Here is a 22,401-nt window from a genome sequence, read left to right as displayed (position 1 = left end):
CGGCCGCCCCTCAGCGTGTGAGAGGCGGCCGTTTTTGCTGTCGGAATCAGGTGTTCGGCGTCGGGTTGAACAGGCAGATGTCGTTGTAGATGCCGTACTGCTCGGTGAACGGCTTGGTGGTGCCGGACGCGACGCTCAAAATGGTGTCGCAGATCGACTCACCCATGTCCTGGATGCTGGTGCCGGCGGTCAAAACCGAACCGGTGTTGATGTCGATCACATCCGGCCACTTGGCCTTCAGCTCGTTTCTAGTGCAGACCTTCAGCACCGGCAGGGCGGCGAGGCCGTAAGGGGTGCCGCGACCGGTGACGAAGACCTGCAGCGTGGCGCCGGAGCACATCTGCATGGTGCCGCAGACCAGGTCGGAGGCCGGGGTGGCGGCGAAAATCATGCCGCGCTTGGTCGGGATGCCGCCCGGGACCAGCACCTCTTGAATCTCCTGGCTGCCGGACTTGGCGATCGAGCCCATCGATTTTTCAACGATGGTCGAAAGACCGCCCTTTTTGTTGCCGGGGCTGGGGTTGGCCGAGCGGTCGACCTTGCCCTTGGCCAGGTAGTCGTCGTACCAGGAGACCTGCTGCTTGAAGGTCTCGCAGGTCGCGGGGCTGGTGATGCGATTGGCGATGAAGGGGACCCCGTCTCGGACCTCGGAGACCTCGGAGAACATCACCGTGGCGCCGGCTCGCACCAGCATGTCGGCGGCATAGCCGACCGAGGGGTTGCCGGAGACGCCGGAAAAGGCATCCGAGCCGCCGCACTGCAGGCCGATCAGCAGCTTGCTCAGCGGCTGCGGGGTGCGGCGCCGTTGGTCCAGCTTTGCTAGCTTAACGGCGGCCATCTTGACGATCGCGTCGATCATGCCCTTGAAGCCGTGCTGGGCCTGCAGGATCACCAAGTTGTCTGCGGTGCAGTGCTCCTGCAGCAGCATGGTCGGCTGCAGCTTCTCGCAGCCCAAAGACACGCACATGATCTCGCCGCCGAAGTTCGGGTGATGCACCAGGTTTTGCAGCGCGTGAATCGGGATCTCGGCGTTTTCCGCGTTGATCGCCACGCCGCAGCCGTACTGGTGGTTGATGGCGATCACGTCATCGACGTGGGGGAACTGTGGCAAGAGGTCCTGCTTGATTTTGGCAATCGCCGCGTTGACGATGCCGATCACGCACTGCACGGTGGTGTGAATCGCCAGGATGTTGCGGGTGCCGGCGAAGGGGGAAAAGGCCGGGTCGTTGGCGTAGCCCATGAAAAAGTCCTGCTTGGGCTCGCGAATATCGGTCGGCGACTTGAAGTCTGGATTGGCGCGTAAGGCGTCAAGCGCCGGGCTCTTGGGCAGGCGCAGGCTGGTTTCGTTGATCCAAGACCCCTTGGGGTAGTCGCGCAGGGCATAGCCCAGCACCACGCCGTAGCGGCGAATCGGCTCGCCTTGCGCGACGTCTGCCAAGGTGACCTTGTGGGACTGGGGGATGTCTTCTTGCAGCACCAGGCCCGGGTGGCCGTCGACCGCATCCCCGCGGTGGCCGGCCTCCACCAGCACGGCCACGTTGTCTTGAGGCGTTAACTGAATGACTTTCATTCCGCGTTCCTCCTAATGGTTTACAGAACAAGTATAGCGCTTGCATCGGCCGGCGATAGGGTCTGGGGACCAGACTTTGGCCGCCGCTGCTGGCCGGTTGCGGTCTGAGGACCAGGTACCGGTGACCGGCCGCTGTGCGGCCCGGCGACTGGCGACCCTGACAGTGGCATTTTGGCCACGAGCGTGTAGACTGGGGGCAGGAGGATTAGACCATGACAGTTATGTTTGAGCTTTCCCACGTCGGCTTCGCCCCGGGCGGCCGGCCGATTCTCAAGGACATCAACCTGACCGTGCCGGCCGGGGCCTACTGGACCATCACCGGGCCGTCGGGGTCGGGCAAAAGCACCCTGCTGCGGCTGTTGGCCACGCTGTTGACGCCGACCAGCGGCACCATCACCTACGCCGGGCAGCCGCAAGCGGCGATCGCCAAGCCCGACTATCGCCGCCAGGTGTCCTACTGCTTCCAGCAGCCCAGCCTGTTCGGCGAGACGGTGCGAGACAACCTGGCGTTTCCCTTCGCCATCCGCAACGAGGCCTTCGACCAGGCCCGGGCCCTCGCGGCGCTTGACGCGGTGGCGCTTGACGCCAGCCAGCTGACGGCCAAGGTGACCGCGCTGTCCGGCGGCGAGAAGCAGCGCGTGGCCCTGATTCGCAACCTGCTTTTCAAGCCCAAGGTGCTCTTGCTCGACGAGGTGACCACCGGGCTTGACGCCGACACCAAGGCGCTGGTCCATCACCTGGTCGAGGCGCAGGTGGCGGCCGGGCTGACGGTGCTGTCGGTGACCCACGACGAAACCGAGATCGCGGCGGCCCAGACGCTTGTGACCATCCGCGGCGGGGAGGTGCAGCATGACTAATCTGATTGTGAGCCCGCTGGCCCTGACCTTCGCCATCGTGCTGGTGCTGATTGCCCTGGCAATCAACCTGCACGAGAAGATCGGCCTGGAAAAAGACATGGTGATCGGCGTCGTGCGGGCGGTCGTTCAGCTGACCGTGGTCGGGTACGTCCTGACCTACATCATCAAGGTCGACCGGCTGTGGCTGACCGGGCTGATGGTCGCCATCATCTTGTTCAACGCGGCCCTGAACGCCAACAAACGCGCGGCCGGCATTCCCCACGCCTTCGCGATCAGCCTGCTGGCGATTGGGACCGCGACGATTTTGACCCTAGTGCTTTTGGTGGCGACGCGAGCCGTGCGGTTCACGCCCAGCCAGATCGTGCCGGTGTCCGGGATGATCGCGTCCAACACGATGGTCGCCATCGGCCTGGCCTACCGCAGCATGAACACCCAGTTTCACGACCAGCGCCAAGGGGTGTTGGAGCGGCTGGCGCTTGGCGCCGACCTACGCCAGGCCTCGCGCCACATCGTTCGCGAGTCGATTCGCACCGGCATGGCGCCGACCATCGACTCGGCCAAGACGGTGGGGATCGTCAGCCTGCCGGGGATGATGTCCGGGCTGATCTTCGCCGGCGTCGACCCGACCAAGGCGATCATGTACCAGATCATGGTCACCTTCATGCTGCTGGCGGCCACCAGCATCGGTTCGGTAATCGCCTGCTACCTGGCCTACCCGCGCTTTTACAACGAGGACGAGCAGCTGCGCTGAGACATTGAGACGTTCCGCCGGTCAGGGCGACCGGCGGTTTTTTTGACATTCGTCGTTGACAAACGTAAACCCGACGGCTATCATGAATCTTGTGAGTTACAGATGTAAACCAAGGAGGGTCACTATGCAAGAAATGTCTCGGGCCGAGTGGGAGGTCATGCGCGTCGTCTGGACCAAGGGGGCGGCGACCAGCGGCGACATCATCGCGGTGCTGGCGCAAAAGCGCGACTGGGCCGACTCGACGATTAAGACCCTGCTGCGCCGGCTAGTCGCCAAGAAGGCGCTGGCGACGACCAAGGCCGGTCGCCAGTTCACCTACACGCCGAGAATCGGCGAACAGGCGACGATGCAGCAGGAGGCCGGCGACTTTTTCGCCCGGCTGTGCGATATGAAAAAAGGCGCGGTGCTGACCACGCTGGTGCAAGACACCACGCTGAGCCAGGCCGACATCGCCAAGCTCCAGGCGCTGTTGGCGACCAAGGCGAAGACGGCCCCAACGCAGGTGGCCTGCAACTGCCTGGGCGACACCTGCACCTGTGAGATGAAGGAGGCAACAAGCAATGGCACAGATTAGCGTGACCATCGGGGCGGTGGCCCTGATCGGTTTTATCGTCTGGTGGTTCTTCGGCAAGCACCAGGTCGCAAGCGGCACGGCAAAGCTTCAAGGTGAGACCCAAAGCATCGCGATCAAGGTGCTGGGCGGCTACACCCCGGAACACGTGGTGCTGCGCCGCGGGGTGCCGGCGGTGTTGACCTTCACTAGAAGCGACCCGTCGTCTTGCCTGGACCGGGTGGTGTTCCCGGATTTTGGCATCAACCAGGCGCTGCCGCAGGGCGAGCCCCAGGCGATCACCATCGACACCAGCAAGCCGGGTACCTACACCTGGGCCTGTGGGATGGACATGTTCCACGGCCAGTTAGTCATTGAATAATTCCACGGAGGAAAACAACATGAGTGAAGCAAGTCAAAACGTCAACATCGAAGTCGCAGGCGGCTACCAGCCGCAGGTCGTTGTCCTCAAGGCCGGCGTTCCCGCCACCTTGACCTTCAACCGCACCAGCGCCCAGGGGTGTCTGGATGTCGTGCATTCCCAGCAGCTCGGGTTTGAAACCGCGCTGCCGCTGAACCAGCCGCAAACCGTCGCGCTGAACACGACGGCGGCCGGCGAGTACGACTTCAGTTGCGGCATGGACATGTTCCACGGCAAAGTGGTGATTCGCTGATGTCGATTCGCACACGGTTTTGGGTCGCGCTGGTTTTGAGCCTGCCGATGCTGGCGCAGATGGTGTTGATGCCATTCGGAATCATGATGCCGGGTGGCGAGTGGCTGGCCCTGGGGCTGACCACCGTGATCATGGCGGTCACCGCCGTGCCGTTTTGGCGAAGCGCCTGGGCCAGCTTCACCAAGCACCACGCCAACATGGACACGCTGGTGGCGCTGGGCACGGCGATCACCTACTTCTACAGCCTCTACGCGATGGCGACCGGCCGGCCGGTGTTCTTCGAAACCGCGGCGGTGGTGGTGACCTTCATCATGCTCGGCCAAGTCTTTGAGGAACGCATGCGCGATAACGCTAGCAACGCCGTGGCCAAGCTCGCCAACCTGCAGGCCAAAGACGCCGGCGTCGTGCGAGACGGCCGGGTGGTGCGGGTGCCGATCGACCAAATCGTGGTCGGCGATCGCATCCGGGTTTTGCCAGGGGAAAAAATTGCGGTGGATGGCGTGATCGTCAGCGGCACCACCAGCATCGACGAGTCGATGGTGACCGGCGAAAGCCTGCCGGTCGCCAAGGCGGCCGGTGACCGCGTGATCGGTGCGACCATCAACGGCACCGGCACCGTCGACTTCACCGCCGACAAGGTGGGTGAGGACACGATGCTGGCGCAGATCGTCGCGATGGTCCAAAACGCGCAGAACTCCCACGCGCCGATTCAAAAGCTGACGGACAAGGTCGCCGACGTCTTCGTGCCGGTGGTGCTGATCGCCGCCATCGCGACGTTTTGGATCTGGTTCGTGCTGGTCGGGGCCGGCGTCGCGACCAGCCTGATTTTCGCCGTGTCCGTCGTGGTCATCGCCTGCCCGTGTGCCTTAGGGCTGGCGACGCCGACCGCCTTGATGGTCGGCACCGGCCGCGCCGCCCGGGCCGGGATTTTGATCAAGAATGGTGAGGTGCTGGAGGCCGCCAACGGCATCGACACCGTAGTGTTCGACAAAACCGGCACCATCACCAACGGGACCCCGGTGGTCACCGACGTGATCGGGGATGAGACGGCCGTGGTTCGCCTCGCCGCCGCGCTTGAGGCGGCCTCCGAACACCCGCTGGCCGCCGCCGTAGTGGCCAAGGCCGAAGCGCTCGGCCTGACCGTGCCACCGGTGGCCGACTTCGCCGCCGTCGCCGGCAAGGGCGTCACCGGCACGGTGGCGGGTCATTCGGCCTTCGTCGGCAGCGCGAAGCTCGCGTCAGGCGCCGTGCCGACCGCCCTGGCCGCCCAGGCGACGGCGCTGCAAGACGCCGCCAAAACCGTCGTGTACGTCGGTGAAAACGGCGCGGTCGTCGGCCTGATCGCGATTCAAGACACCGCCAAGGCCACCTCGCAGGCGGCTATTCAGGCGCTGCACGACCGCGGCCTGAAGACGGTGATGCTGACCGGCGACAACGAACGCGTGGCTTCGGCTATCGCCAAGCAGGTCGGCATCGATCAGGTGATCGCCGACGTCCTGCCGCAGGACAAGGCCGAAGCGGTCCAGCGGCTGCAGGCAAGCGGCAAGGTGGCCTTTGTCGGCGACGGCATCAACGACGCGCCGGCCCTGACCACGGCCGACCTGGGCATCGCGATGGGCTCCGGCACGGACATCGCGATCGACGCCGGGGGCATCGTGCTGGTCAAAAACGACCTGCGCGACGTCGCCACGGCGCTGGCCCTGAGCCAAAAAACCTTCGGCCGCATCAAGCTGAACCTTTTTTGGGCCTTCGTCTACAACGTGCTGGGCATTCCCGTCGCCGCCGGCGTGTTCGCGGCCCTGGGTGTCACCCTGAGCCCAGAGTTGGCCGGGCTGGCCATGGCGGCCTCGTCCTTGTCGGTGGTCACAAGCTCGCTGCTCTTAAACCGCACGAAGCTCGGCGTCCGGCGCCGGGTCGCGGCGTGAGCCCAGGCGACAACGCAACAGCACCTGGCGTCTTTCAAGGTTAAGCCTTGAAGGCGCCAGGTGCTGTTGTCAGTTCTGTGCGACTGCCGTCAGGTACCGGGTGATGTCTCGCTTGGTCGCGGCGATGATCGCCTGCCGGTCGGTTTCGGCCAGGTCCAGGCCCTAGGTGCGGCCTGGCGACGCGACTTAGCAGCGGCCAGGCCGCGTTCAACCAAGGACCAGTCGCAGCGACCAAGGGGCAAGTTTGCCCGTGTCGTTAAGGCGGCCGCAACTGACGCCTATTTGTGTGCGGTCGTTAAGCGGTGGTGTGGCCGATTAAGACCATTGGCGTAATTTATAAGCGGCGGTCGCGCGGGGGATTGATTGACAGGCTGATAGCAATAATGCTATCATATGAGCCACATCGCGAAAGGGGTTGGCGGCGGTGTATGAGGTGGTGCTTTACGAAGATCGCAACGGGTTTTGCGAGTTTGAGGATTTCTTGAACCAGTTGGACCGAAGCCGGGCGAAGACCGCTCGCGTGATGCTACGTAAGATTAGCTATCAGATGAGCCTCCTTCAGATGCAAGGCCCGGCACTCGGAATGCCTCACGCCAAGGCGCTAAGGGGCTTTCGCTACCCGCTTCACGAGCTGCGACCGCTACCTGAACGCGTGTTTTATTCGCCTTGGCGGCCCAGTACTTATGTGATTTTGAACCACTTTACGAAGCGCCGGGATAAGACGGATCCGCGCCAGGTTCAACGGGCCGTGATCTTGATGACGGACTGGATGAGGCGAAAGGGGAACTGAGATGAAAACTTGGCAGATGGTCAAAAATCAGTTGAGCACTGTGACGCCAACGGAGCAAAGCATCATTGAGACGCTGGCGCAGCTGCAAACCGAGCGCCAGCGGCAGGGGCTGTCGCAGCGTGACCTTGCCCAGCGCATCGGCATGACGCAGCCGCAGCTGGCCAAAATCGAGCGGCTGGATTCACTACCGACACTGGCCACGCTCGGACGTTACGCCGCCGGGCTGGGGCTGACCGTCAAGCTCTCGCTGGTCGCGTCGCCGCAGCAAGCTAAGACCGGTGCAAGAGCTGGACGTTGAGGCCGCACCTGACGCCATTCAAACAGGGGCCAGTCCGGGTCCGACAACGTGCAATCACGCTGCCGGGTCCGGGCCGGTCCCTGTTTTGGTGGTGCGGTTAGGCGGTGGTGCCTTCGTAAACGGTCTTGGCGATGCCAAAGGCCGACCACGCCTTGGGCCAGCCGGTGTAAAAGGCCAGCTGCGTGATCAAGGCAACCATTTCGGTCTGGGTGACGCCGTGGGTTTTGGCCAGCTTCATGTGGGCCTCCAGCTGCGGGAACAGGCCCTGGGCCATCAGCGCCGACACCGTGATCAGGCTGCGGTCGCGCGGCGAAAGCTCGTCCTCTTTGGCCCAGACCTGGCCGAACAACACGTCATCGTTCAGGGCCGCGAACTGCGGGGCGAAGTCGCCCAGCGCGTCGCGACCAGCGGTTTGTTTGGCCATTAGTCATTGTCCTCCAGTGCGTTGTAGTCGGCGTCCGAGACGGCCTCGAGCCACTCCGGGGTGCCGGCGGTGATCGCGAGGTGGGCGAACCAGGAGTCCTTGGTCGCGCCGTGCCAGTGCTTGACGCCATCGTGGGTCACCACCACGTCACCCACGTGCAGCAGCCGCGCCTTTTGCCCGGCCTCCTGGTACCAGCCGGTGCCGCCGGTCACAATCAGCAGCTGGAAGCCGTCGTGGTGGATGTGCCAGTGGTTGCGGCATCCCGGCTCGAACGTCACCTCGCCGACGCCGACGCTGATGGCGGGGTCGGCAATCAGCGTCTTCAGGTAGCTGTTGCCGGTGAAAAACTGCGCGTAGTCGACATTGGCGGCGCCGCGCGGGTAAAGCTTGGAAACTTGATCAGTCATGGTCTGAGTCCTCCTCGTGGTTGATGCGTTGCAGGTAAGCGGCGAAGGTCTCGGCGGCGTCAATCGTGCCGGCGAGCTTGCCTTGGTACCACGCGACCTTATCGTCCAGCACGGCCAGGTTGTGCTGCAACGCGCGAATCTGGGCCTGGGCCTCTTCCCGCACGTCTTGCAAAAGCGCCAGCCGCGCGGTCATCGTCGCGTCGCCCTGGGCCCGCAACCGCACGTACTCGCGCAGCTGCGCCATGGTCATGCCGGTACCCTTCAGGTGCAACAAGAATAGCAGCCAGGCGCCGTCTTCATCCGTGTAGTAGCGCTGGTCGTTGGCGTCTCGGTGCGGCGCCACCAGCCCCTCTTTCTCGTAGTAGCGCAGGGTGTAGCTGGACAGGCCGAGCCGGGCGGCAAACTCGCCGATGCGATAAGTCATGTGATCACCTCTTGGACTAAGCTACACCTTAGAGTGGACTCGAAGGCAAGCGTCAAATAAAAAAAAGTTTGGGGTCGTCGCGCGACTGCCCAAACTTGCGGTCACGGCTAGTCGAAGTACAGCTCGCGCGGCTCGCCCTTGCGGTAAGCGTCCCAGACGCCTCGCACCACGGCGTTCAGCGGCGCCTGGGCGACTTGGGCCAGCGGCAGCCACGCGGTCGCGCCTTCGTTCTTGGTCCCAGGCGTGACACGGGTGGGCGTTGGCTCGGGCAGCGTGGCCGCGAAGGCGAAGATCAGCTCCTTGTTGCCGTCTTCGCGCCTGAAGTTGACGACGCCGGCCAGCCGCCAGTCGGCGACGGTCAGGCCGCACTCCTCTTGCAGCTCGCGGGTGGCGCTTGCGGTCAGCGATTCGCCGGGCTCGCAGTGGCCGCCGGGGAAGGTCAGGCTGGGGGCGAACTCGGAGTCGGTTTTGTGCTGAACCAGGAGCTGGCCTTGGCTTTGAACTAGGCAAAAGCAGGTGAGCTCGGTGGGGTAAAAACGGTCGGTCATGGCAGTGCCTCCGAAAGTGGAATAAGGCTAGTATACGCGCTTGTGCCGCGGTCGCGCTGGCACTTTTGGCCTTTTTGGGCGATAATGAACAGGAGTACTCACCTGCGCGTCGCAGGTGGCGTGAGGGGGAATTACAATGGAAGAAGAATCAAAGCAGACCTACCAGACGCTGTACCTGATCTTGGCAATCCTGGGGGTCATCACCTGCACCGGCTTTGGCGGCGTCGCCAACACCGCGCTGGCGCTGGTCCTGGCCGGCCTGGCGATTTACATGATGGTCAAAATTCCGCGGGGGGACAAGAAGCGCCGCACCGCGCTGATCCTGTTTCTCGTGGCGACCGGGCTGCAGATCGTGTTTTTGGTCATCGCGATTTCGTCGGTTCACAACGTGGTCACCAACCTCAACAACCTGAAGGAAGAGCTCGACGCCTTGTCCGACAAGCAGGCCGTCCAGATGGTCGGCGGCCTGATGGCGTCGATGATTTTCGGCTTCGCCTCCTGGGTGGTTCGCATCATCGGCACGGTGTTCGCCTTCATCGGCTACAACCGCGAGAAGAAGCTCGCCTTCGACCAAGAGAACCCAGAGGCCTGACCCGCGGCAGGCCTTGCGACAACCTGGCAATGGCGTCAAGAGAACCGGCGGAACAGCCGCCGCTAGCTTGAACGGAACCGGCGGTAACCCGGCGCTGGCTTGAACGGAACCGGCGGCAACCCGCCGAGTTGCGCCGGCGGCCCCACGTGAGCGTTTGCGTGGGGCCGTTTTGATGCCGCGATGAAAGGAGCTGCTATGATTTACGAAACCAAGCGGCTGATCGCACGGCCGCTGACGCAGGCCGATTGGACCAGCCTGAGCCTGACCTTGTGCGACCCGGCGACGATGTATGCCTACGCCCATGGCTTCAGCGAAGCCGAGGTTCAGGCGTGGCTGGACAATCAGCTGCGCCGCTACCGCGAGGACGGCTTCGGGCTGTGGGCCCTTGAGCGCAAAACCGACGGCCGCTTCGTCGGCCAGTGCGGCCTGACGAAGCAGCAATTTTTGGGTCGGCCGGTGATCGAAATCGGCTACTTGCTGCAGCGCGACTATTGGCACCAAGGATACGCCTGCGAGGCGGCGATCGGCGCCAAGGCCTACGCCTTCTCGACGCTTGCGGTGCCGAGGGTCTGGTCGATCATCCGCGACACCAACTTCGCGTCGATGAACGTCGCGATTCGCAACGGCATGCTGGTGCGAGGCCGGGACGTCAAGCACTACTACGGCTTGGCCATGCCGCACTACGGCTTTGCGGTCGACCGGCCGTGAGCTAGCGCCACCCGCCAAAAATGGGGTCCCACCTGCAAGATACGGTGGGACCCCATTTTTTTCACCCGGACAAGCAAAATCCCCCGTCAGCTGGCGGGGGATGCGGCGTTGCTTATTTGGCTTCTTGCTGCTGGCCCTTGGGGTGTCGCACGTGCCACCAGTGCAAGGCGAAGGTGGCGGCGAAGGCGACCAGGACGAAGATGCTGAAGAAGGTGTTGGAGATTTCGATGTTGATCATCGGCAGGCTCAGCCCCAGCTTCAAGGCGATGAAGCCGATCAGGATGTAGGCCATGATCAAAAGCTCCGGCACCTTGTCGAGCAGCACGATCATCATCGAGGCGACGAACCGCATGGCGAGAATGCCGATGCAGCCGCCGATCAGGACGATCACGGGGTTGTTGTCGATCGCCAGGGCGGTGAGAATCGAGTCGATGGAGAACACGATGTCCAGCAGGATGATCGCGGCCACCGTGCCGGCGAAGGACCGCGGCTTGGTCAGCTTTTCGGCCTCGCTCGGCTGGTTGGGGCGGTGCTGTTCGTAGAAGAAGTGCAGCGACATGTACAAGAGGTAGGCGGCGCCAATCGCCTTGGCCGCCCAGAACTTGATCAAAAAGCTCCCGAGGCCGATGGCGATGAAGCGGAAAACGTAAGAGCCCCACAGGCCGTACATCAAGGCCATGTGCTCCTTGTGCGGCTCCTTCAAGGTGGCCGTCTGGGCGGCCAGTACCACGGCGTTGTCCACCGACAGCAGGCACTCCATGATGGCCAGCGTGAGGATGGTCATCAGGCCGCTGCCGGTCATGATGGCGGCATGCCACTCCGCACCGGAGAAGAATGGGGCGTAAAGTTTGATCAGCGTATCGATTCGAGGTTCTCCCTTCTGGTTCTATAGGTCATTATACAAAGACTTGGCGACCAGCGGGGGGCTTTTCGCGAAAGGTCGCCTTTTTTGGTCGGCAACCCGCATTCTGGAAACGCAAACATGGTCTGGCGACCAACTTTGACCGCCCGTGTCCTTCCTGAAAATGGCCTGGCAACCATCGGCCTCCGCCCGTCGACGCGGTGTCGCGGCCGCGTCCTGGGCCCGGAGAGCGTCGCGGTCACCGGCGAAACTAATAAAACAGTATATGCATAGTTTATGCAACAACGCCGTCGCAACGGCGGCACCGCGTCGGACCGCGTGAGCTCGCGAAACCGACCACAGCGGACGAAAGGCCCGGCGTAAGGGACCGGCGAAGGCCGCTGCAACAGTTTTTTGTAATGAAAATGAAATTATTGCTTGCAACTAATTGTTCATCCGGTATACTAGATAGTGCCGGCAAGTTTTCAGAAACCTGCCACATGGCCGATATTCACCAGACGAAATAAACATACAAAATGTAAGCAAGGAGAAATTACCATGAAGAAATTGATCGCACCTGTTCTGCTCACTGCACTCGCCGGCGTTGCGCTGGCCACCGTTAACCCCGTTGCCGCTGCCGAAACCACTGGGACCACCACCGGTACGATCAACTTCAAGGCCGGCGACCTGAGCCTGACCAACGTGACGGAGACGGCCAACTTCGGCTCCGATCTCACCGTTGAAGGCGTTTGGACCAAGGGCTTCAACGAAGCCGCCGATAACACGCTGACCGCCACCGTCACCGACTTCCAGGGCCTGGACAACGACAACTGGATGCTGAGCGTGAAGGCCGCCGGTTGGGTGGCCGGTTCGGACGGCTCCGCGGCCGGCGCCGCCATTCTCAACGCCAACGCGACGCTGACCGCGACTCAAGGCGACGCCCAAGACGCCACCAGCGCCAACCTCGCCGATGGCTTCCTGATTGCCTCCGGTACGACCGGTGAGACCCCGGTTAAGGACACGACCGTGACCCTCGACATCCCGAAGGAGACCGCCATCAAGGCCGGCAGCTACACCAACGCGCTGAACTGGAACCTGACCGCGGCGGCAAGCACCACCCAAGACTAATTATGAAAAGACAAAACTTCTTCCTCGCACTGCTGCTCGGGCTCATGCTCGGGCTGGGACTGCGAGGCCCAATCGTGCAGGCGGCTAGCCTGCCTTTTTCGGTTCAGGCGCAAACCGGCACGGCGCAGCGCAAGGGGGCCGGCTCGTACTTCGACGTCGTGGTGGCGCCGGGCAAGGCGACGCCGCTTAACGTGGTGCTGAAGAACACGACGGCCAAGCCGGTGAAGGTGGCGGTGCGGTTCCACACCGCCGCCACCGGCGCCAACGGCCAGGTGGATTACGCCGGCACCAGCAAGCCAGCGGCGACCTTGAAGGTGGCGCTGGCCGACCTGGTGACCGGGGCCAAAAGCGTGACGATTCCGGCCAAGGGGCAGGTGACCTACAAGGCCACGTTGACCATGCCCAAGACCGCGTTGGATGGCCTAATCGCCGGGGCCTTGACCTTCAGCCCGGCCAAGGCGGCCAAGGCGCAAGGCTCGGGGTTGGCCATCGTCAACCGCTACAGCTACAGCATTGCGGTGGTCGCGCGAAACACCGACCGCACCTTCACGCCGAAGCTGGCGGCCGGCCGCACCACCATCGCGACGGTGGCCGGGGCCAAAACTGCGACGCTGACGCTGGCCAACACCAGCGCGACGTTTTTGAACCAGCTGGCCGTCACCACCACCGTTAAGAACCTGACCACCGGCAAAACCACCAAGCGCCAGGCGACCGGGATGCAAATGGCGCCGAACTCGCAATTCGGCTTCCAGCTGGCACTGCCAGGCGACCAGGCCGGCCGCTACCAGGTGACCACCGCGGCGTATTACGTCGAAGACGCCAAGGGCGCATACGTCGGGCCCAAGGGTCAGCGCTACCGTTACCGGCTGACCAACCGCCAAACCGTCACCCTGACGGCGGCGGCCCAGGCGGCCCAGGCGAAGGCGGCGGCCGCCCAGCGCGGCGGCTGGCCGTGGTTCGTCTACGCCGCCAGCGCGGCGTTCGCCGTGCTGCTGCTGGTGATTGCGCTGCTGGTCGTGCTACTATTGAGGCGCCGCAAGCAGTAAGCGCGGCGTTGATGCAATCGCGCTTTCACGAAAACCAAAAGTGAGGCGGCGCCCAACGCAATCGCGAGGCCGCACCGGTAAAGGAGGTCGGGCATGCACAGACTGAGCCGCATCATCATCGCGTTGACGATCCTGTTCGGGCTTTGGGCCTGCGCCCGACCGGTGCAGGCCGCCACTGCCGCGGATTACGCCGGCAACACCCTTGAGACCTACGGCATTCCGGACGCCGTGATTCAGGTGGTGCTGGCCAACAGCACCTACGCCGACGGCCAGACCCCACAGGCGCGTGGCCAGCAGCCGGCAACCTTCACCATGGCCGACGTCGCGCAGCTGACGACCTTCAGCCTGGCCGAACGCAGCACGACGGCCAGCGGTGCGGTGGTTTCCACCTCCAGCGCCACCGTCAGCAACTGGGTGGCCGGCCTGGCCCAGGGGCCGACCGGCTACGACGTCAGCGAAAACATCTACAACCAGGTGCTGATCGCCGGGCAGTCGGACCAGGCGCTGGCCGACAACGCCCTGAGCTTCGATGGCAAATCGGCGAGCGAGCAGTACCACCCACCGTTCAACATGCTGATGCTGGTGGCGGCCGCTGCGACGAACGCGACCACCGTCGACCTCACCGGGGTGACCGAGCGCATTGGCGATTCGAGCCTGGCCCAGCAGCTGATGAGCCTCTTCGACACGCCGCGGCTGCCGCACCTGACCACGCTCATGTTGGGACACAACAACCTGGGAATGCTGAATTACTCGCATGTCGCCGACACGCTGCTCAACGCCACGGCAGCGCAGCGCATCACCACGCTCGACCTGAACACCAACCGCATCCTGCAGCTGGCGTGGGACCGCAAGTTCGCCGCGGTGACGTACGTGACCAAGCTGAACCTGGCCGGCAACGCGGTCATGTGGATTTCAAGCACCCTGAATTCGATGCTGCAGACGGTAATCACCAACGCCGGCGACTCCGACCTCAGCGACAGCGACCTGGATGTCAGCAACTGGAACACGATTATCTACATCCTGAACCTGGTCAACATGGACACCGGCAGCCTGAGCCTGTCCGACCAAAGCGTCAACGCGATCGTGACGGCCACCGCCAACCCGTACAGCGGCATTCCCGAGATGAACGACCACGCGGTCAGCGTGTTTTTGCCGCAGATGACCGCCGCTTCGATTCAAAGCCTGCTGGACAACAACGCCCATCTTTCCGCCGCGACCCGCCAGGCGCTTCAAGACTGGCTGGCGCAGCTGCAGCAACCATCGGCAACCCTGGCCGTCAGTAGCACTTGGAACTTCGGCACCCTGACGCTGGGCCAACTGCCAAGCGCGGTGACCAGCACCGGGCTGGTCAGCCTGGCCGCAACGCTGCCGGCCAACAGCCGCCTGACCGTCGCCATCTCGCCTTGGCAAAACGCGGCGGGGGCGAGCTTCGCCGGCGCGATGACCCTGCCGGCGGTGAGCGGCCTGTGGGGGACCACGGTACTGGGCCGAACGCCGCAGACGTTGATCGAAAATACCGGCACCGCGGCGGTCACCGTGAGCCAATCCGTCGGCAACGTGAGCCTGCAGCTGCCGGACCAGACGACCGTCACCGCGACGGCGTATTCCGCCACCGTCAACTGGAGCATCGTCAGCGGGGTCTCCGCCACCGCCGACTGAGCCTTGTTCAAGGACCGCTGCCACCGCAGCGGCCCTTTTTGGCGTGACCTCAAAAAATCCTTAATTAATGTAGATAAATTCACAAATTATCGGCATAATCAAAAGTGATGGGCGGGGACTCGCCCATACGGAGGGACGACATGAGCAAACATCATCATCACCGGCGCCTGCGCTGGGATCGCGTCGCCATGGCGGCCGGCTGCACCGTGCTGGTCCTCAGCCTGCTGGGCTGGGGCGTCCACACCATGGTGGCGCCAGACGACGGCCTGGACGAGCCGGCGACGGCGGCCAAGGCCGAAACGGACGCCAGCGCCGAGACCACAGGCAGCAGCGCGGCCAGCACCAGCGCGGCCAAGACCGCGACGGTCAAAAAGGCCGCTGCGACCACGGCGCTGACGGCGGCCCAGGTGACCCAGCGCCAACAAAGCATTCGCACCAAGCTTGCGGCCTACCTGAAGGAGGTCGGGGCTAGCGGCAACGTCGCCGTCAGCTTCTACAACCTGAGCCCAACCGCTGACAGTGCCGCGGCCAAGGCTCGGACCGCCGCGGTTTACCAGCAAGGGGCCCTGGCGGCCAGCGTCAACGGCACCACCAGCTGGACCGCCGCCAGCACCTATAAGCTGTACATCACCGCTTACCTGTTCCACCAAGTCGAAAGCGGGGCCCGGACTTGGACGAGCGAGGACGAAACCGGCTTCACCAACATGATCGTCAACTCCGCCAACGAGTACGGCGAGGCCCAGCTCTACCGCTACGGCGCCACGGCGATGAACGCCTACTTCGCAAGCCTGGGCATCGTCAGCCCGGTGTTTGGCAACGGCATCGCCAAAACGACGGCCAACGACCTGGTCACCATGCTGCGGCGCATCGCGCTGCGCCAGGCGCCCTTTGCCAACGCCAGCCTGGCCAGCAAACTGACCGGTGACATGGCGACGCAGGTCTACCGCGACGGCATTCCCGCCGCCGTGGCGAGCCTGACGCCCAAGGCCGTGGTGCAAGACAAGGTCGGCTGGCTGGAATCGACCGACAACGACGCGGCGATCGTCACGCTGCCCAACGGCCAGCGCTACCTGCTGGCCGTGTTGACCACCAACCAGGACTACATGGACTGGTCGCTGGTCCAAACCGTCGCGACGCGCGTTCAGCAAATCGTGTACGGGGACTGAACACTGGCGGGGTGCCGCCTCACGGAACCGGAGCCGTCAGTTGCCGACCGGTCGCAACCGTGAGCCGGCGCAGGCCGGCGGTCGCCGGGGGCTGAATCGGCGGCCGTCGATCGCGCAAGCCGGCACCCAATCACGTGAGCTAAAAAGTTGACGCCGGCGGTGACGGGGCTTACATTAGAATCAGATGATTGTCAACGGGCAGGGAAAACGCCGCGGCCGCGGCGCTTGCAACTCTACTGCTTAGGGGGAAGGTCCGGGACATAAGCATTCCCAGTACCCCCACCCATGCCATGCCGTACCAGGCAACAACGCCGACGTTTTCGTGCAACGGTCCCCTCCGATTGGGACCGACCACCAGGGTGTGGACCACCATCCGCCTGCCGCAAAGCCTGGCGCCTACTCGCATCGCGAGGTAGCTGCGGCGCCGACTGACAGGCGGCTTCTTGTCCCAAGGCACCGTGCCGCAACGCGGCCGCCGCGGGTCAATCAGCACAAGAACGCACCGATCAACAAGAAGACCGAGGCCGCCACGGGTCGAGACCCGCGGTGGCTCCGGCGCGTCCGGCGCAGCGCTGCGCCGGATTTTTGAATGCCGCAACGCCAAAATCCCGGTGCCGCCAACCCGTTCGGGTCGGCGGCACCGGGATTTGATTTTGGCGTAGCTCACGCGTTGGCGCGAACCGCCGCGATCAGAAATTGGGCGGCGCCGGCGCCGGCCAGCGCGTCGTAGTAGGCGCCAAAGCGGCTGTCGCCTTCGTACAGCGCCATCAGGTTGCGGTGCATGACCGGGTCGTACTTGCGCCACATGATCTCAAGCCACTGCCGGTGCAGGGTGTAGACCTGTTGGCCTTGGGGGCCGGCGGGGGCGGCGCCAGCAGCCGTTGCCTGGCGCAGTGCCTGGGCCAGCTGCCGCTCGATTGCCTGGGCGCGGTTGTAGGTGGCCTCATCGAGGCCTGCGAAGTGGCGGTCGGCGGCCGCTTTTTCCGCCGGGCCCCATTTGGCCAAGACCTCCTGGCCGAACTCGGCGTCGTTGTGGGCGAGGGCCGCCTGCTTGAAGGCGGCGAATTTGTCGGTATCTGTCATCGGTTGTCCCTCCTGATTGGTGAGTGTGCTGTCCAGCTCGGCGATGAGGTGACCCAGCGCCTGCTGCTGGGCGACCAGCCTGGCGCGTTGGGCCCTCAGTGCCGAAACGCGCGTCGCGGCGTCGACTGCCAGCAGCGCGGCGATGCTGGTCAGGCTCAGGCCAAGCGCCGCGTAGAAGCGAATCAGCTGCGCCCGGTCGGCGTCTTGGCTTGAAAACAGGCGGTAGCCGTTGGCCGCGACGTGCGGGTGCAGCAGCCCGAGCCGGTGGTAGTAGCGCAGGGTGCGAGGCGTCAGGCCGGTCAAGGCGGCAAACTGGCTGGTGGTGTAAGTGGGCATCTCATTCCTCCGTTCGGGGCCGGGTTGGCCCCACTCAGTAGCATAAGGGCTGACGCGACGTCAGGGTCAAGGGCGATTGCCAAAAAAAATGGCCGGCGGTTTCGCGCCGGCCGGTCGCCGACGATCGGCGGCACCGGGATTTGATTTGGGCTGCGGCTCACGCGTTGGTGCGAACCGCCGCGATCAGAAATTGGGCGGCCTCGGACCGGCGGGTGGCGCCGCCGCCGCGACCTCGGGCAGCGGTTATTTCGCGGTCGCCGGCTGGCCCGTGGCCAAGCCGCCCGACCGCTCGCCGCCCGACCGCTCGCCGCCCGACCGCTCGCCGCCTGACCGCTACGGCGTCGGCGCGGTCGCCTGCTCGCGGTAGGCCTTGGGCGACAGGCCGATGGTTTTTTTGAACAGCTTGGAGAAGTAGAAGGGGTCGTGGTAGCCCAGGGTCGTCGCGACCGCCCCGACGCGCATGTCGGTCAGGCGCAGGTAGCTGCAGGCGCGGTTCATGCGCGACTCGATGAACAGCTCGATCGGCGAGCGGCCGGCGTACTGGCGAAACAGCTGGTTCAGGTAGCTGATCGAGACGCCGGCGTGTTTGGCCAGGGCGGCCGCGGTGAGGTCGGTTTCCAGGTGGCTGTTCATGTAGGCGATGCAATCGGACACCAGCTTGGCCTTCAGGTCCTGGACCGGCGTATTTTGCATGAAGTAGCTTTCGGTGATGATCAAAGTCAGGTAGTTGGAGGCGCAGATCAGATTGGCGATCGAGACCTCCTGCTCGAGCAGGGTCAAGAGCTCCGAGAAGTGCTGCTCGATTCGCGCCTGCTTGGCCGCGCCGAGGTGCAGCAACTTGGTCTGATCGGTCGCCTGAATCTGCGCGAAGGTCTGGGAGGCAAAATGAAACCACATGATGGTCCAAGGCGCCGCCGGGTCGGCGAAGTAGCGGTGCGGCGTGTTGGCCGGAATGAAGCAGATGGTGCCGGCGGTCATCGGGTAGGTCGCGCCGCCGAATTCGACGGTGCCGCGGCCGGCGACGCAAAACAAGAAGATGGTCTGGGCCGCCCCGTGCGGCCGCTCGCGGTAGTGAAACCGCGCGGCGGGGTAGTAGCCGATCTCCGTGATGTAGTTTTGGTTGACCAGCGCGTGGGCCAAAAGCGCCGCCGAATCGCGCATCGGCAACAGCAAGTAGCGCTCGCCGGCAAAGCCGGCCTTTTTTTGAATCGTCATACGATCACCTCGGGCCCTTTATACCGCGGGAGTGGCGGATAGTCAATGCTTTCGGCTGAAAGTGCATTCATTTTGCCGCCGGGAGCGGCTACGATAGGGGCGATTAACAAAAGGAGTGTGGATCACATGCAAGTGAAAGCTTGGGAAGAGAACGTTGTGCTGCCGACCTATGAGGTGGCCAAGCCGGATAAGAACCCGCTGTTTTTGGAAAAGCGCGTCTACCAGGGATCCAGCGGCAAGGTCTACCCGCTGCCGGTGACCGAAAAAATCGCGGACAAGCCGACGGACAAGACCTACCGCGCCGTCTACCTCGAAAACGACTACCTGAAGGTGATGATTCTGCCGGAGCTCGGCGGCCGCATCCAACGGGCCCTGGACAAGACCAACGGCTACGATTTCATCTACTTCAACCACGTGATCAAGCCGGCCTTGGTCGGGCTGGTCGGGCCCTGGATCTCTGGGGGCATCGAGTTCAACTGGCCGCAGCACCACCGGCCGTCGACCTTCATGCCGGTGGAGCACGAGCTGGTTCCAAACGCCGACGGCAGCCAAACCGTGATCGTCTCGGAAATCGATCAGATGTACGGCACCAAGGGGGAGGCGCGGTTCACGCTTTACCCGGACAAGGCCTACATCCAAATTGACGGGCAGCTGTACAACCGCACGGACCTGCCGCAGACCTTCCTGTGGTGGGCCAACCCGGCGGTGCCGGTCAATGACCATACCTACTCCGTTTTCCCGCCCGACGTCAACGCGGTGATGGACCACGGCAAACGCGCGGTGTCGAGCTTCCCCATCGCGACGGGAACCTACTACAAGTACGACTACTCCGATGGCGTGGACATCTCGCGCTACAAGAACGTCAAGGTGCCGACCTCGTACATGGCCTACCACTCGGATTACAACTTCATGGGCAACTACGACGAGAAAGTCGCGGCGGGGCTGTTGCACGTCGCCGACCACCACGTCTCGCCGGGCAAAAAGCAGTGGACCTGGGGCTCCGGCGACTTCGGCCAGGCCTGGGACCGCAACCTGACCGACCACGATGGCCCGTACATCGAGCTGATGACCGGCGTGTTCACCGACAACCAGCCGGACTTCTCGTGGCTGGCCCCGTACGAGGAGAAGACCTTCACCCAGTACTTCATGCCGTACAAGGGCGTCGGCCACATCAAAAACGCGACCAAGGACGCGGCGATCAACGTCGAGCTGACCGACGGCAAGACCCGCGTGGCCGTCTACGCCTCAAGCAAGCTCTCGGCCCAGCTAACCTTGGCCCTGGACGATGAGGTGCTGTTCACCGACCACGTCGCCTTGACCCCCAACGCCGCCTACGAGAAGCTGCTCGACACGCCGATCGCCGCGATCGACGAGCGGGTGAAGCTGACTTTGAGCGACGACCACGGCGTGATCGTCGCCTACCAAGGGGCCCCGGCCGCCATCGCCGACCTGCCGGATCCGGCGGCCGCTATCGGCGAGCCGACCGCAATCAAAACCACCGAGGAGCTTTTCTTGGCCGCCCAGCACATCGAGCAGTACCGCCACGCGACGCTGGACGCGGCGGCCTACTACCAAGAGGGGCTGCGCCGCGATGCCTCGGACATTCGGCTGAACAACGGCTACGGCCTGTACCTGTACCGCCGCGCCGAGTTCAAGGCGGCCAAGGCCCACTTCGCCAGGGCCGTGGCCAGACAGGAACTGCACACGCCCAACCCCGACACCGGGGCCCCGCGTTTCAACCTGGGGCTTGCACAGCTGGCGCTGGGCGAAGACGCCGCGGCCTTCGACAGCTTCTACAAGGCGACCTGGAACGACGACACCAAGGGCCCGGCCTTCTTCCAGCTGGCCCTGGCCGCCGCCCGGCAGGGGAACGACCGCCAGGCGCTGGCCTTCGTCACGCAGGCCTTGACCCGCAACACCCACCACCTCAAGGCACGGGTGCTGCAGGTGGTGTTGATGCGGCGGTTGGGCCAGCCGGTTGACGCGGCGATTGCGGCCAACCTCGCGATCGACCCGCTGGATCTCGGCAGCCTTTACGAGGCCGGCCGCGGTGACGTCGCGGCCCAGGCGACCTGGCAGCAGGCGATGCGCCAGTCGTTGAACAACTACCTGGAGCTGGCCGATGACTACTGGCAGATGGGCGAGCTGACGGCGGCCGCGGCGATTTTGCAGGCGGCGCCGGCCGGTCCGATGCCGCACTACTACCTGGCGGCGCTGGCGTTGGCCCAGGGCGACCCACGGCAGGCCGCAGCCGAGCTGGCCGCGGCCGAGGCGGCGGATCCGACCTACTGCTTCCCCAACAAGCTGCGCGAGTACCGGGTGCTGACCACCTTGATTGCGGCCTTTCCGGACGACACACCGCATGCGTCCTACTACCTGGGCAACCTGTTGTACGATAAGCGGCGCCACGAAGCGGCCATCGCGGCCTGGGAAAAGGCGCAGGAACAGCTGCCCGATTTTCCGACCCTGCTGCGCAACCTGGCCTTCGCTCGCTACAACGTCCAAGACGACCTGAAAGGCGCCTTGGCGCTTCAGGCCAAGGCTCAGGCGCTTGATCCGACCGACGCGCGGCTGCTGCTAGAGCTCAACTCGCTGCAGCAGCTGGCCGGGCAGCCGGTGGCGACGCGGCTGGCGGGGCTTGAGGGCAAGCTCGACTTGGTCCACCAGCGCGACGACTTGCTGGTCGAGTACATCACGCTGCTCAACGCGAGTGGCCGCTACCAAGACGCGCTGGCCGAAATCATGCACCGCCAGTTCCACCCGTGGGAAGGCGGGGAGGGCAAGGTCTCCACGCAGTACGTGACGGCCCTGACCGAACTAGCGAAGGCCGCGCTGGCGACGGCTCCCCAAAAGGCGATCGTCCTGCTCAACCGCTCGCTGGAGCGGCCGGCCAACCTCGGCGAGGGGAAGCTGGCCAACTACCACGACAACCTCAGCGAGTACCTGCTCGGGGTGGCCTACGACAAGCTCAACGACCCCGAGGCGGCCCGGGAACATTTTGAAAAGGCGACGATCGGCGACCAGGAGCCCGGCGACGTCTTGTACTACAACGACCAGCCGGCCGACCTGATCCTCTACATGGGGCTGGCCTACCTGCGCCTGGGCGAGACCAAGGCGGCCAAGCGCTGCTTCTACGCGCTGACCACTTACGGCCAAAAGCACCTGCACGACGTCGCGCATTACGACTACTTCGCCGTGTCGATGCCGCAGACCACGGTGTTCAAGGCCGACATCACCAAGAACCACCGAATTTACTGCCGCTACCTGCTGGCGCTGGGCCACTACGGCCTGGGCCAGCACGACCTGGCGCGGCAGCTGGCGACCGCAGTGCTGGCCGCGGTGCCGGATCACCTCGGCGCCATCACCTTGCTGCAACGATTGGCTGACCCACTGTTTGAGACTTTGTAGG

The 22,401-nt window shown here is 64.1% G+C and carries 23 protein-coding genes; 15 read left to right on the top strand and 8 right to left on the bottom strand.

What is annotated here, in order from left to right; translation table 11 throughout:
* Window positions 1-46 precede the first annotated feature (46 nt).
* Window positions 47-1,570, bottom strand: a complete 1,524-nt coding sequence (locus NUH19_RS03225) for a UxaA family hydrolase (protein ID WP_262315128.1) — start codon at window positions 1,568-1,570, stop codon at window positions 47-49.
* 212 nt (window positions 1,571-1,782) lie between these two features.
* On the opposite strand from NUH19_RS03225, the gene NUH19_RS03220 reads away from it, so the two are divergent.
* The 8 genes from NUH19_RS03220 to NUH19_RS03190 all read left to right on the top strand — a co-directional run bounded on the left by NUH19_RS03220 (window position 1,783) and on the right by NUH19_RS03190 (window position 7,415).
* On the top strand, window positions 1,783-2,427 hold the full coding sequence (locus tag NUH19_RS03220) for an ABC transporter ATP-binding protein (protein WP_262315127.1): 645 nt from the start codon (window positions 1,783-1,785) through the stop codon (window positions 2,425-2,427).
* Window positions 2,420-3,178, top strand: coding sequence for an ABC transporter permease (locus NUH19_RS03215; protein WP_262315126.1), 759 nt, complete (start codon window positions 2,420-2,422; stop codon window positions 3,176-3,178). The genes NUH19_RS03220 and NUH19_RS03215 overlap by 8 nt, the downstream gene beginning before the upstream one ends.
* Window positions 3,179-3,302: 124 nt before the next feature.
* A complete protein-coding gene (locus tag NUH19_RS03210) occupies window positions 3,303-3,752 on the top strand; it encodes a CopY/TcrY family copper transport repressor (protein ID WP_262315125.1) in 450 nt (149 codons plus the stop codon).
* Window positions 3,739-4,110: a cupredoxin domain-containing protein gene (locus NUH19_RS03205; RefSeq protein ID WP_262315124.1), complete on the top strand. Its 372-nt coding sequence runs from the start codon at window positions 3,739-3,741 to the stop codon at window positions 4,108-4,110. The genes NUH19_RS03210 and NUH19_RS03205 overlap by 14 nt, the downstream gene beginning before the upstream one ends.
* Window positions 4,111-4,129: 19 nt before the next feature.
* A complete protein-coding gene (locus NUH19_RS03200) occupies window positions 4,130-4,402 on the top strand; it encodes a cupredoxin domain-containing protein (protein ID WP_262315123.1) in 273 nt (90 codons plus the stop codon).
* Window positions 4,402-6,327, top strand: coding sequence for a copper-translocating P-type ATPase (locus NUH19_RS03195; RefSeq protein WP_262315122.1), 1,926 nt, complete (start codon window positions 4,402-4,404; stop codon window positions 6,325-6,327). Before NUH19_RS03200 ends, NUH19_RS03195 begins: the two co-directional genes overlap by 1 nt.
* A gap of 523 nt (window positions 6,328-6,850) precedes the next feature.
* Window positions 6,851-7,117 (top strand): type II toxin-antitoxin system RelE/ParE family toxin, encoded by a 267-nt coding sequence (locus NUH19_RS13160; RefSeq protein WP_420844664.1) that lies wholly within the window; start codon window positions 6,851-6,853, stop codon window positions 7,115-7,117.
* Between the two features lies 1 nt (window position 7,118).
* Window positions 7,119-7,415, top strand: a complete 297-nt coding sequence (locus tag NUH19_RS03190) for a helix-turn-helix domain-containing protein (RefSeq protein WP_262315121.1) — start codon at window positions 7,119-7,121, stop codon at window positions 7,413-7,415.
* Between the two features lie 97 nt (window positions 7,416-7,512).
* On the opposite strand, the gene NUH19_RS03185 is transcribed toward NUH19_RS03190, so the two are convergent.
* The 4 genes from NUH19_RS03185 to NUH19_RS03170 form a co-directional block, all read right to left on the bottom strand.
* Window positions 7,513-7,839: a carboxymuconolactone decarboxylase family protein gene (locus NUH19_RS03185; RefSeq protein WP_262315120.1), complete on the bottom strand. Its 327-nt coding sequence runs from the start codon at window positions 7,837-7,839 to the stop codon at window positions 7,513-7,515.
* Entirely contained in the window at window positions 7,839-8,246 is a 408-nt protein-coding gene (locus NUH19_RS03180) for a cupin domain-containing protein (RefSeq protein ID WP_262315119.1), read from the bottom strand. The genes NUH19_RS03185 and NUH19_RS03180 overlap by 1 nt, the downstream gene beginning before the upstream one ends.
* Entirely contained in the window at window positions 8,239-8,670 is a 432-nt protein-coding gene (locus tag NUH19_RS03175) for a MerR family transcriptional regulator (RefSeq protein ID WP_262315118.1), read from the bottom strand. Before NUH19_RS03175 ends, NUH19_RS03180 begins: the two co-directional genes overlap by 8 nt.
* 107 nt (window positions 8,671-8,777) lie before the next feature.
* The gene (locus NUH19_RS03170) at window positions 8,778-9,218 is read right to left on the bottom strand and encodes an NUDIX hydrolase (protein ID WP_262315117.1); all 441 of its coding nucleotides are present in this window, start codon (window positions 9,216-9,218) and stop codon (window positions 8,778-8,780) included.
* A 136-nt stretch (window positions 9,219-9,354) separates the two neighbouring features.
* Between NUH19_RS03170 and NUH19_RS03165 the strand changes: the two genes are divergently transcribed.
* Together NUH19_RS03165 and NUH19_RS03160 are read left to right on the top strand one after the other, a co-directional pair.
* On the top strand, window positions 9,355-9,810 hold the full coding sequence (locus NUH19_RS03165; RefSeq protein ID WP_262315116.1) for a hypothetical protein: 456 nt from the start codon (window positions 9,355-9,357) through the stop codon (window positions 9,808-9,810).
* Between the two features lie 195 nt (window positions 9,811-10,005).
* Complete coding sequence (locus NUH19_RS03160) at window positions 10,006-10,518, top strand: GNAT family N-acetyltransferase (protein WP_420844663.1); 513 nt, start codon at window positions 10,006-10,008, stop codon at window positions 10,516-10,518.
* 112 nt (window positions 10,519-10,630) lie between these two features.
* Here the strand turns inward: NUH19_RS03160 and NUH19_RS03155 are convergent, their stop codons facing one another.
* The gene (locus NUH19_RS03155; protein ID WP_262315114.1) at window positions 10,631-11,320 is read right to left on the bottom strand and encodes a TerC family protein; all 690 of its coding nucleotides are present in this window, start codon (window positions 11,318-11,320) and stop codon (window positions 10,631-10,633) included.
* Between the two features lie 597 nt (window positions 11,321-11,917).
* On the opposite strand from NUH19_RS03155, the gene NUH19_RS03150 reads away from it, so the two are divergent.
* The 4 genes from NUH19_RS03150 to NUH19_RS03135 all read left to right on the top strand — a co-directional run bounded on the left by NUH19_RS03150 (window position 11,918) and on the right by NUH19_RS03135 (window position 16,358).
* Window positions 11,918-12,487: a hypothetical protein gene (locus NUH19_RS03150; protein WP_262315113.1), complete on the top strand. Its 570-nt coding sequence runs from the start codon at window positions 11,918-11,920 to the stop codon at window positions 12,485-12,487.
* Window positions 12,488-12,489: 2 nt separating this feature from the next.
* A complete protein-coding gene (locus NUH19_RS03145) occupies window positions 12,490-13,533 on the top strand; it encodes a DUF916 domain-containing protein (protein WP_262315112.1) in 1,044 nt (347 codons plus the stop codon).
* A 93-nt stretch (window positions 13,534-13,626) separates the two neighbouring features.
* On the top strand, window positions 13,627-15,192 hold the full coding sequence (locus tag NUH19_RS03140; protein ID WP_262315111.1) for a hypothetical protein: 1,566 nt from the start codon (window positions 13,627-13,629) through the stop codon (window positions 15,190-15,192).
* A gap of 140 nt (window positions 15,193-15,332) precedes the next feature.
* The gene (locus NUH19_RS03135) at window positions 15,333-16,358 is read left to right on the top strand and encodes a serine hydrolase (RefSeq protein ID WP_262315110.1); all 1,026 of its coding nucleotides are present in this window, start codon (window positions 15,333-15,335) and stop codon (window positions 16,356-16,358) included.
* A 663-nt stretch (window positions 16,359-17,021) separates the two neighbouring features.
* Here NUH19_RS03135 and NUH19_RS03130 read toward each other — a convergent pair.
* Window positions 17,022-17,777 (bottom strand): MerR family transcriptional regulator, encoded by a 756-nt coding sequence (locus NUH19_RS03130; RefSeq protein WP_262315109.1) that lies wholly within the window; start codon window positions 17,775-17,777, stop codon window positions 17,022-17,024.
* 333 nt (window positions 17,778-18,110) lie between these two features.
* Entirely contained in the window at window positions 18,111-18,992 is an 882-nt protein-coding gene (locus tag NUH19_RS03125) for an AraC family transcriptional regulator (RefSeq protein ID WP_262315108.1), read from the bottom strand.
* 126 nt (window positions 18,993-19,118) lie between these two features.
* Between NUH19_RS03125 and NUH19_RS03120 the strand changes: the two genes are divergently transcribed.
* Entirely contained in the window at window positions 19,119-22,400 is a 3,282-nt protein-coding gene (locus NUH19_RS03120) for a DUF5107 domain-containing protein (protein ID WP_262315107.1), read from the top strand.
* The last annotated feature ends 1 nt before the right edge of the window (window position 22,401 follow it).

The organism is Lacticaseibacillus parakribbianus (assembly GCF_025490915.1).
Taxonomy (GTDB): Bacteria; Bacillota; Bacilli; order Lactobacillales; family Lactobacillaceae; genus Lacticaseibacillus; species Lacticaseibacillus parakribbianus.
Note: the sequence above shows the minus strand (reverse complement) of the source record. Positions and strands in the feature narration are given on the sequence as shown.

Bases quoted from the DNA above. Each gene is read 5' to 3' on its own strand.
- NUH19_RS03225 (WP_262315128.1), bottom strand. From the start codon at position 1,570: ATGAAAGTCATTCAGTTAACGCCTCAAGACAACGTGGCCGTGCTGGTG.
- NUH19_RS03220 (WP_262315127.1), top strand. From the start codon at position 1,783: ATGACAGTTATGTTTGAGCTTTCCCACGTCGGCTTCGCCCCGGGCGGC.
- NUH19_RS03215 (WP_262315126.1), top strand. From the start codon at position 2,420: ATGACTAATCTGATTGTGAGCCCGCTGGCCCTGACCTTCGCCATCGTG.
- NUH19_RS03210 (WP_262315125.1), top strand. From the start codon at position 3,303: ATGCAAGAAATGTCTCGGGCCGAGTGGGAGGTCATGCGCGTCGTCTGG.
- NUH19_RS03205 (WP_262315124.1), top strand. From the start codon at position 3,739: ATGGCACAGATTAGCGTGACCATCGGGGCGGTGGCCCTGATCGGTTTT.
- NUH19_RS03200 (WP_262315123.1), top strand. From the start codon at position 4,130: ATGAGTGAAGCAAGTCAAAACGTCAACATCGAAGTCGCAGGCGGCTAC.
- NUH19_RS03195 (WP_262315122.1), top strand. From the start codon at position 4,402: ATGTCGATTCGCACACGGTTTTGGGTCGCGCTGGTTTTGAGCCTGCCG.
- NUH19_RS13160 (WP_420844664.1), top strand. From the start codon at position 6,851: ATGCTACGTAAGATTAGCTATCAGATGAGCCTCCTTCAGATGCAAGGC.
- NUH19_RS03190 (WP_262315121.1), top strand. From the start codon at position 7,119: ATGAAAACTTGGCAGATGGTCAAAAATCAGTTGAGCACTGTGACGCCA.
- NUH19_RS03185 (WP_262315120.1), bottom strand. From the start codon at position 7,839: ATGGCCAAACAAACCGCTGGTCGCGACGCGCTGGGCGACTTCGCCCCG.
- NUH19_RS03180 (WP_262315119.1), bottom strand. From the start codon at position 8,246: ATGACTGATCAAGTTTCCAAGCTTTACCCGCGCGGCGCCGCCAATGTC.
- NUH19_RS03175 (WP_262315118.1), bottom strand. From the start codon at position 8,670: ATGACTTATCGCATCGGCGAGTTTGCCGCCCGGCTCGGCCTGTCCAGC.
- NUH19_RS03170 (WP_262315117.1), bottom strand. From the start codon at position 9,218: ATGACCGACCGTTTTTACCCCACCGAGCTCACCTGCTTTTGCCTAGTT.
- NUH19_RS03165 (WP_262315116.1), top strand. From the start codon at position 9,355: ATGGAAGAAGAATCAAAGCAGACCTACCAGACGCTGTACCTGATCTTG.
- NUH19_RS03160 (WP_420844663.1), top strand. From the start codon at position 10,006: ATGATTTACGAAACCAAGCGGCTGATCGCACGGCCGCTGACGCAGGCC.
- NUH19_RS03155 (WP_262315114.1), bottom strand. From the start codon at position 11,320: ATGACCGGCAGCGGCCTGATGACCATCCTCACGCTGGCCATCATGGAG.
- NUH19_RS03150 (WP_262315113.1), top strand. From the start codon at position 11,918: ATGAAGAAATTGATCGCACCTGTTCTGCTCACTGCACTCGCCGGCGTT.
- NUH19_RS03145 (WP_262315112.1), top strand. From the start codon at position 12,490: ATGAAAAGACAAAACTTCTTCCTCGCACTGCTGCTCGGGCTCATGCTC.
- NUH19_RS03140 (WP_262315111.1), top strand. From the start codon at position 13,627: ATGCACAGACTGAGCCGCATCATCATCGCGTTGACGATCCTGTTCGGG.
- NUH19_RS03135 (WP_262315110.1), top strand. From the start codon at position 15,333: ATGAGCAAACATCATCATCACCGGCGCCTGCGCTGGGATCGCGTCGCC.
- NUH19_RS03130 (WP_262315109.1), bottom strand. From the start codon at position 17,777: ATGCCCACTTACACCACCAGCCAGTTTGCCGCCTTGACCGGCCTGACG.
- NUH19_RS03125 (WP_262315108.1), bottom strand. From the start codon at position 18,992: ATGACGATTCAAAAAAAGGCCGGCTTTGCCGGCGAGCGCTACTTGCTG.
- NUH19_RS03120 (WP_262315107.1), top strand. From the start codon at position 19,119: ATGCAAGTGAAAGCTTGGGAAGAGAACGTTGTGCTGCCGACCTATGAG.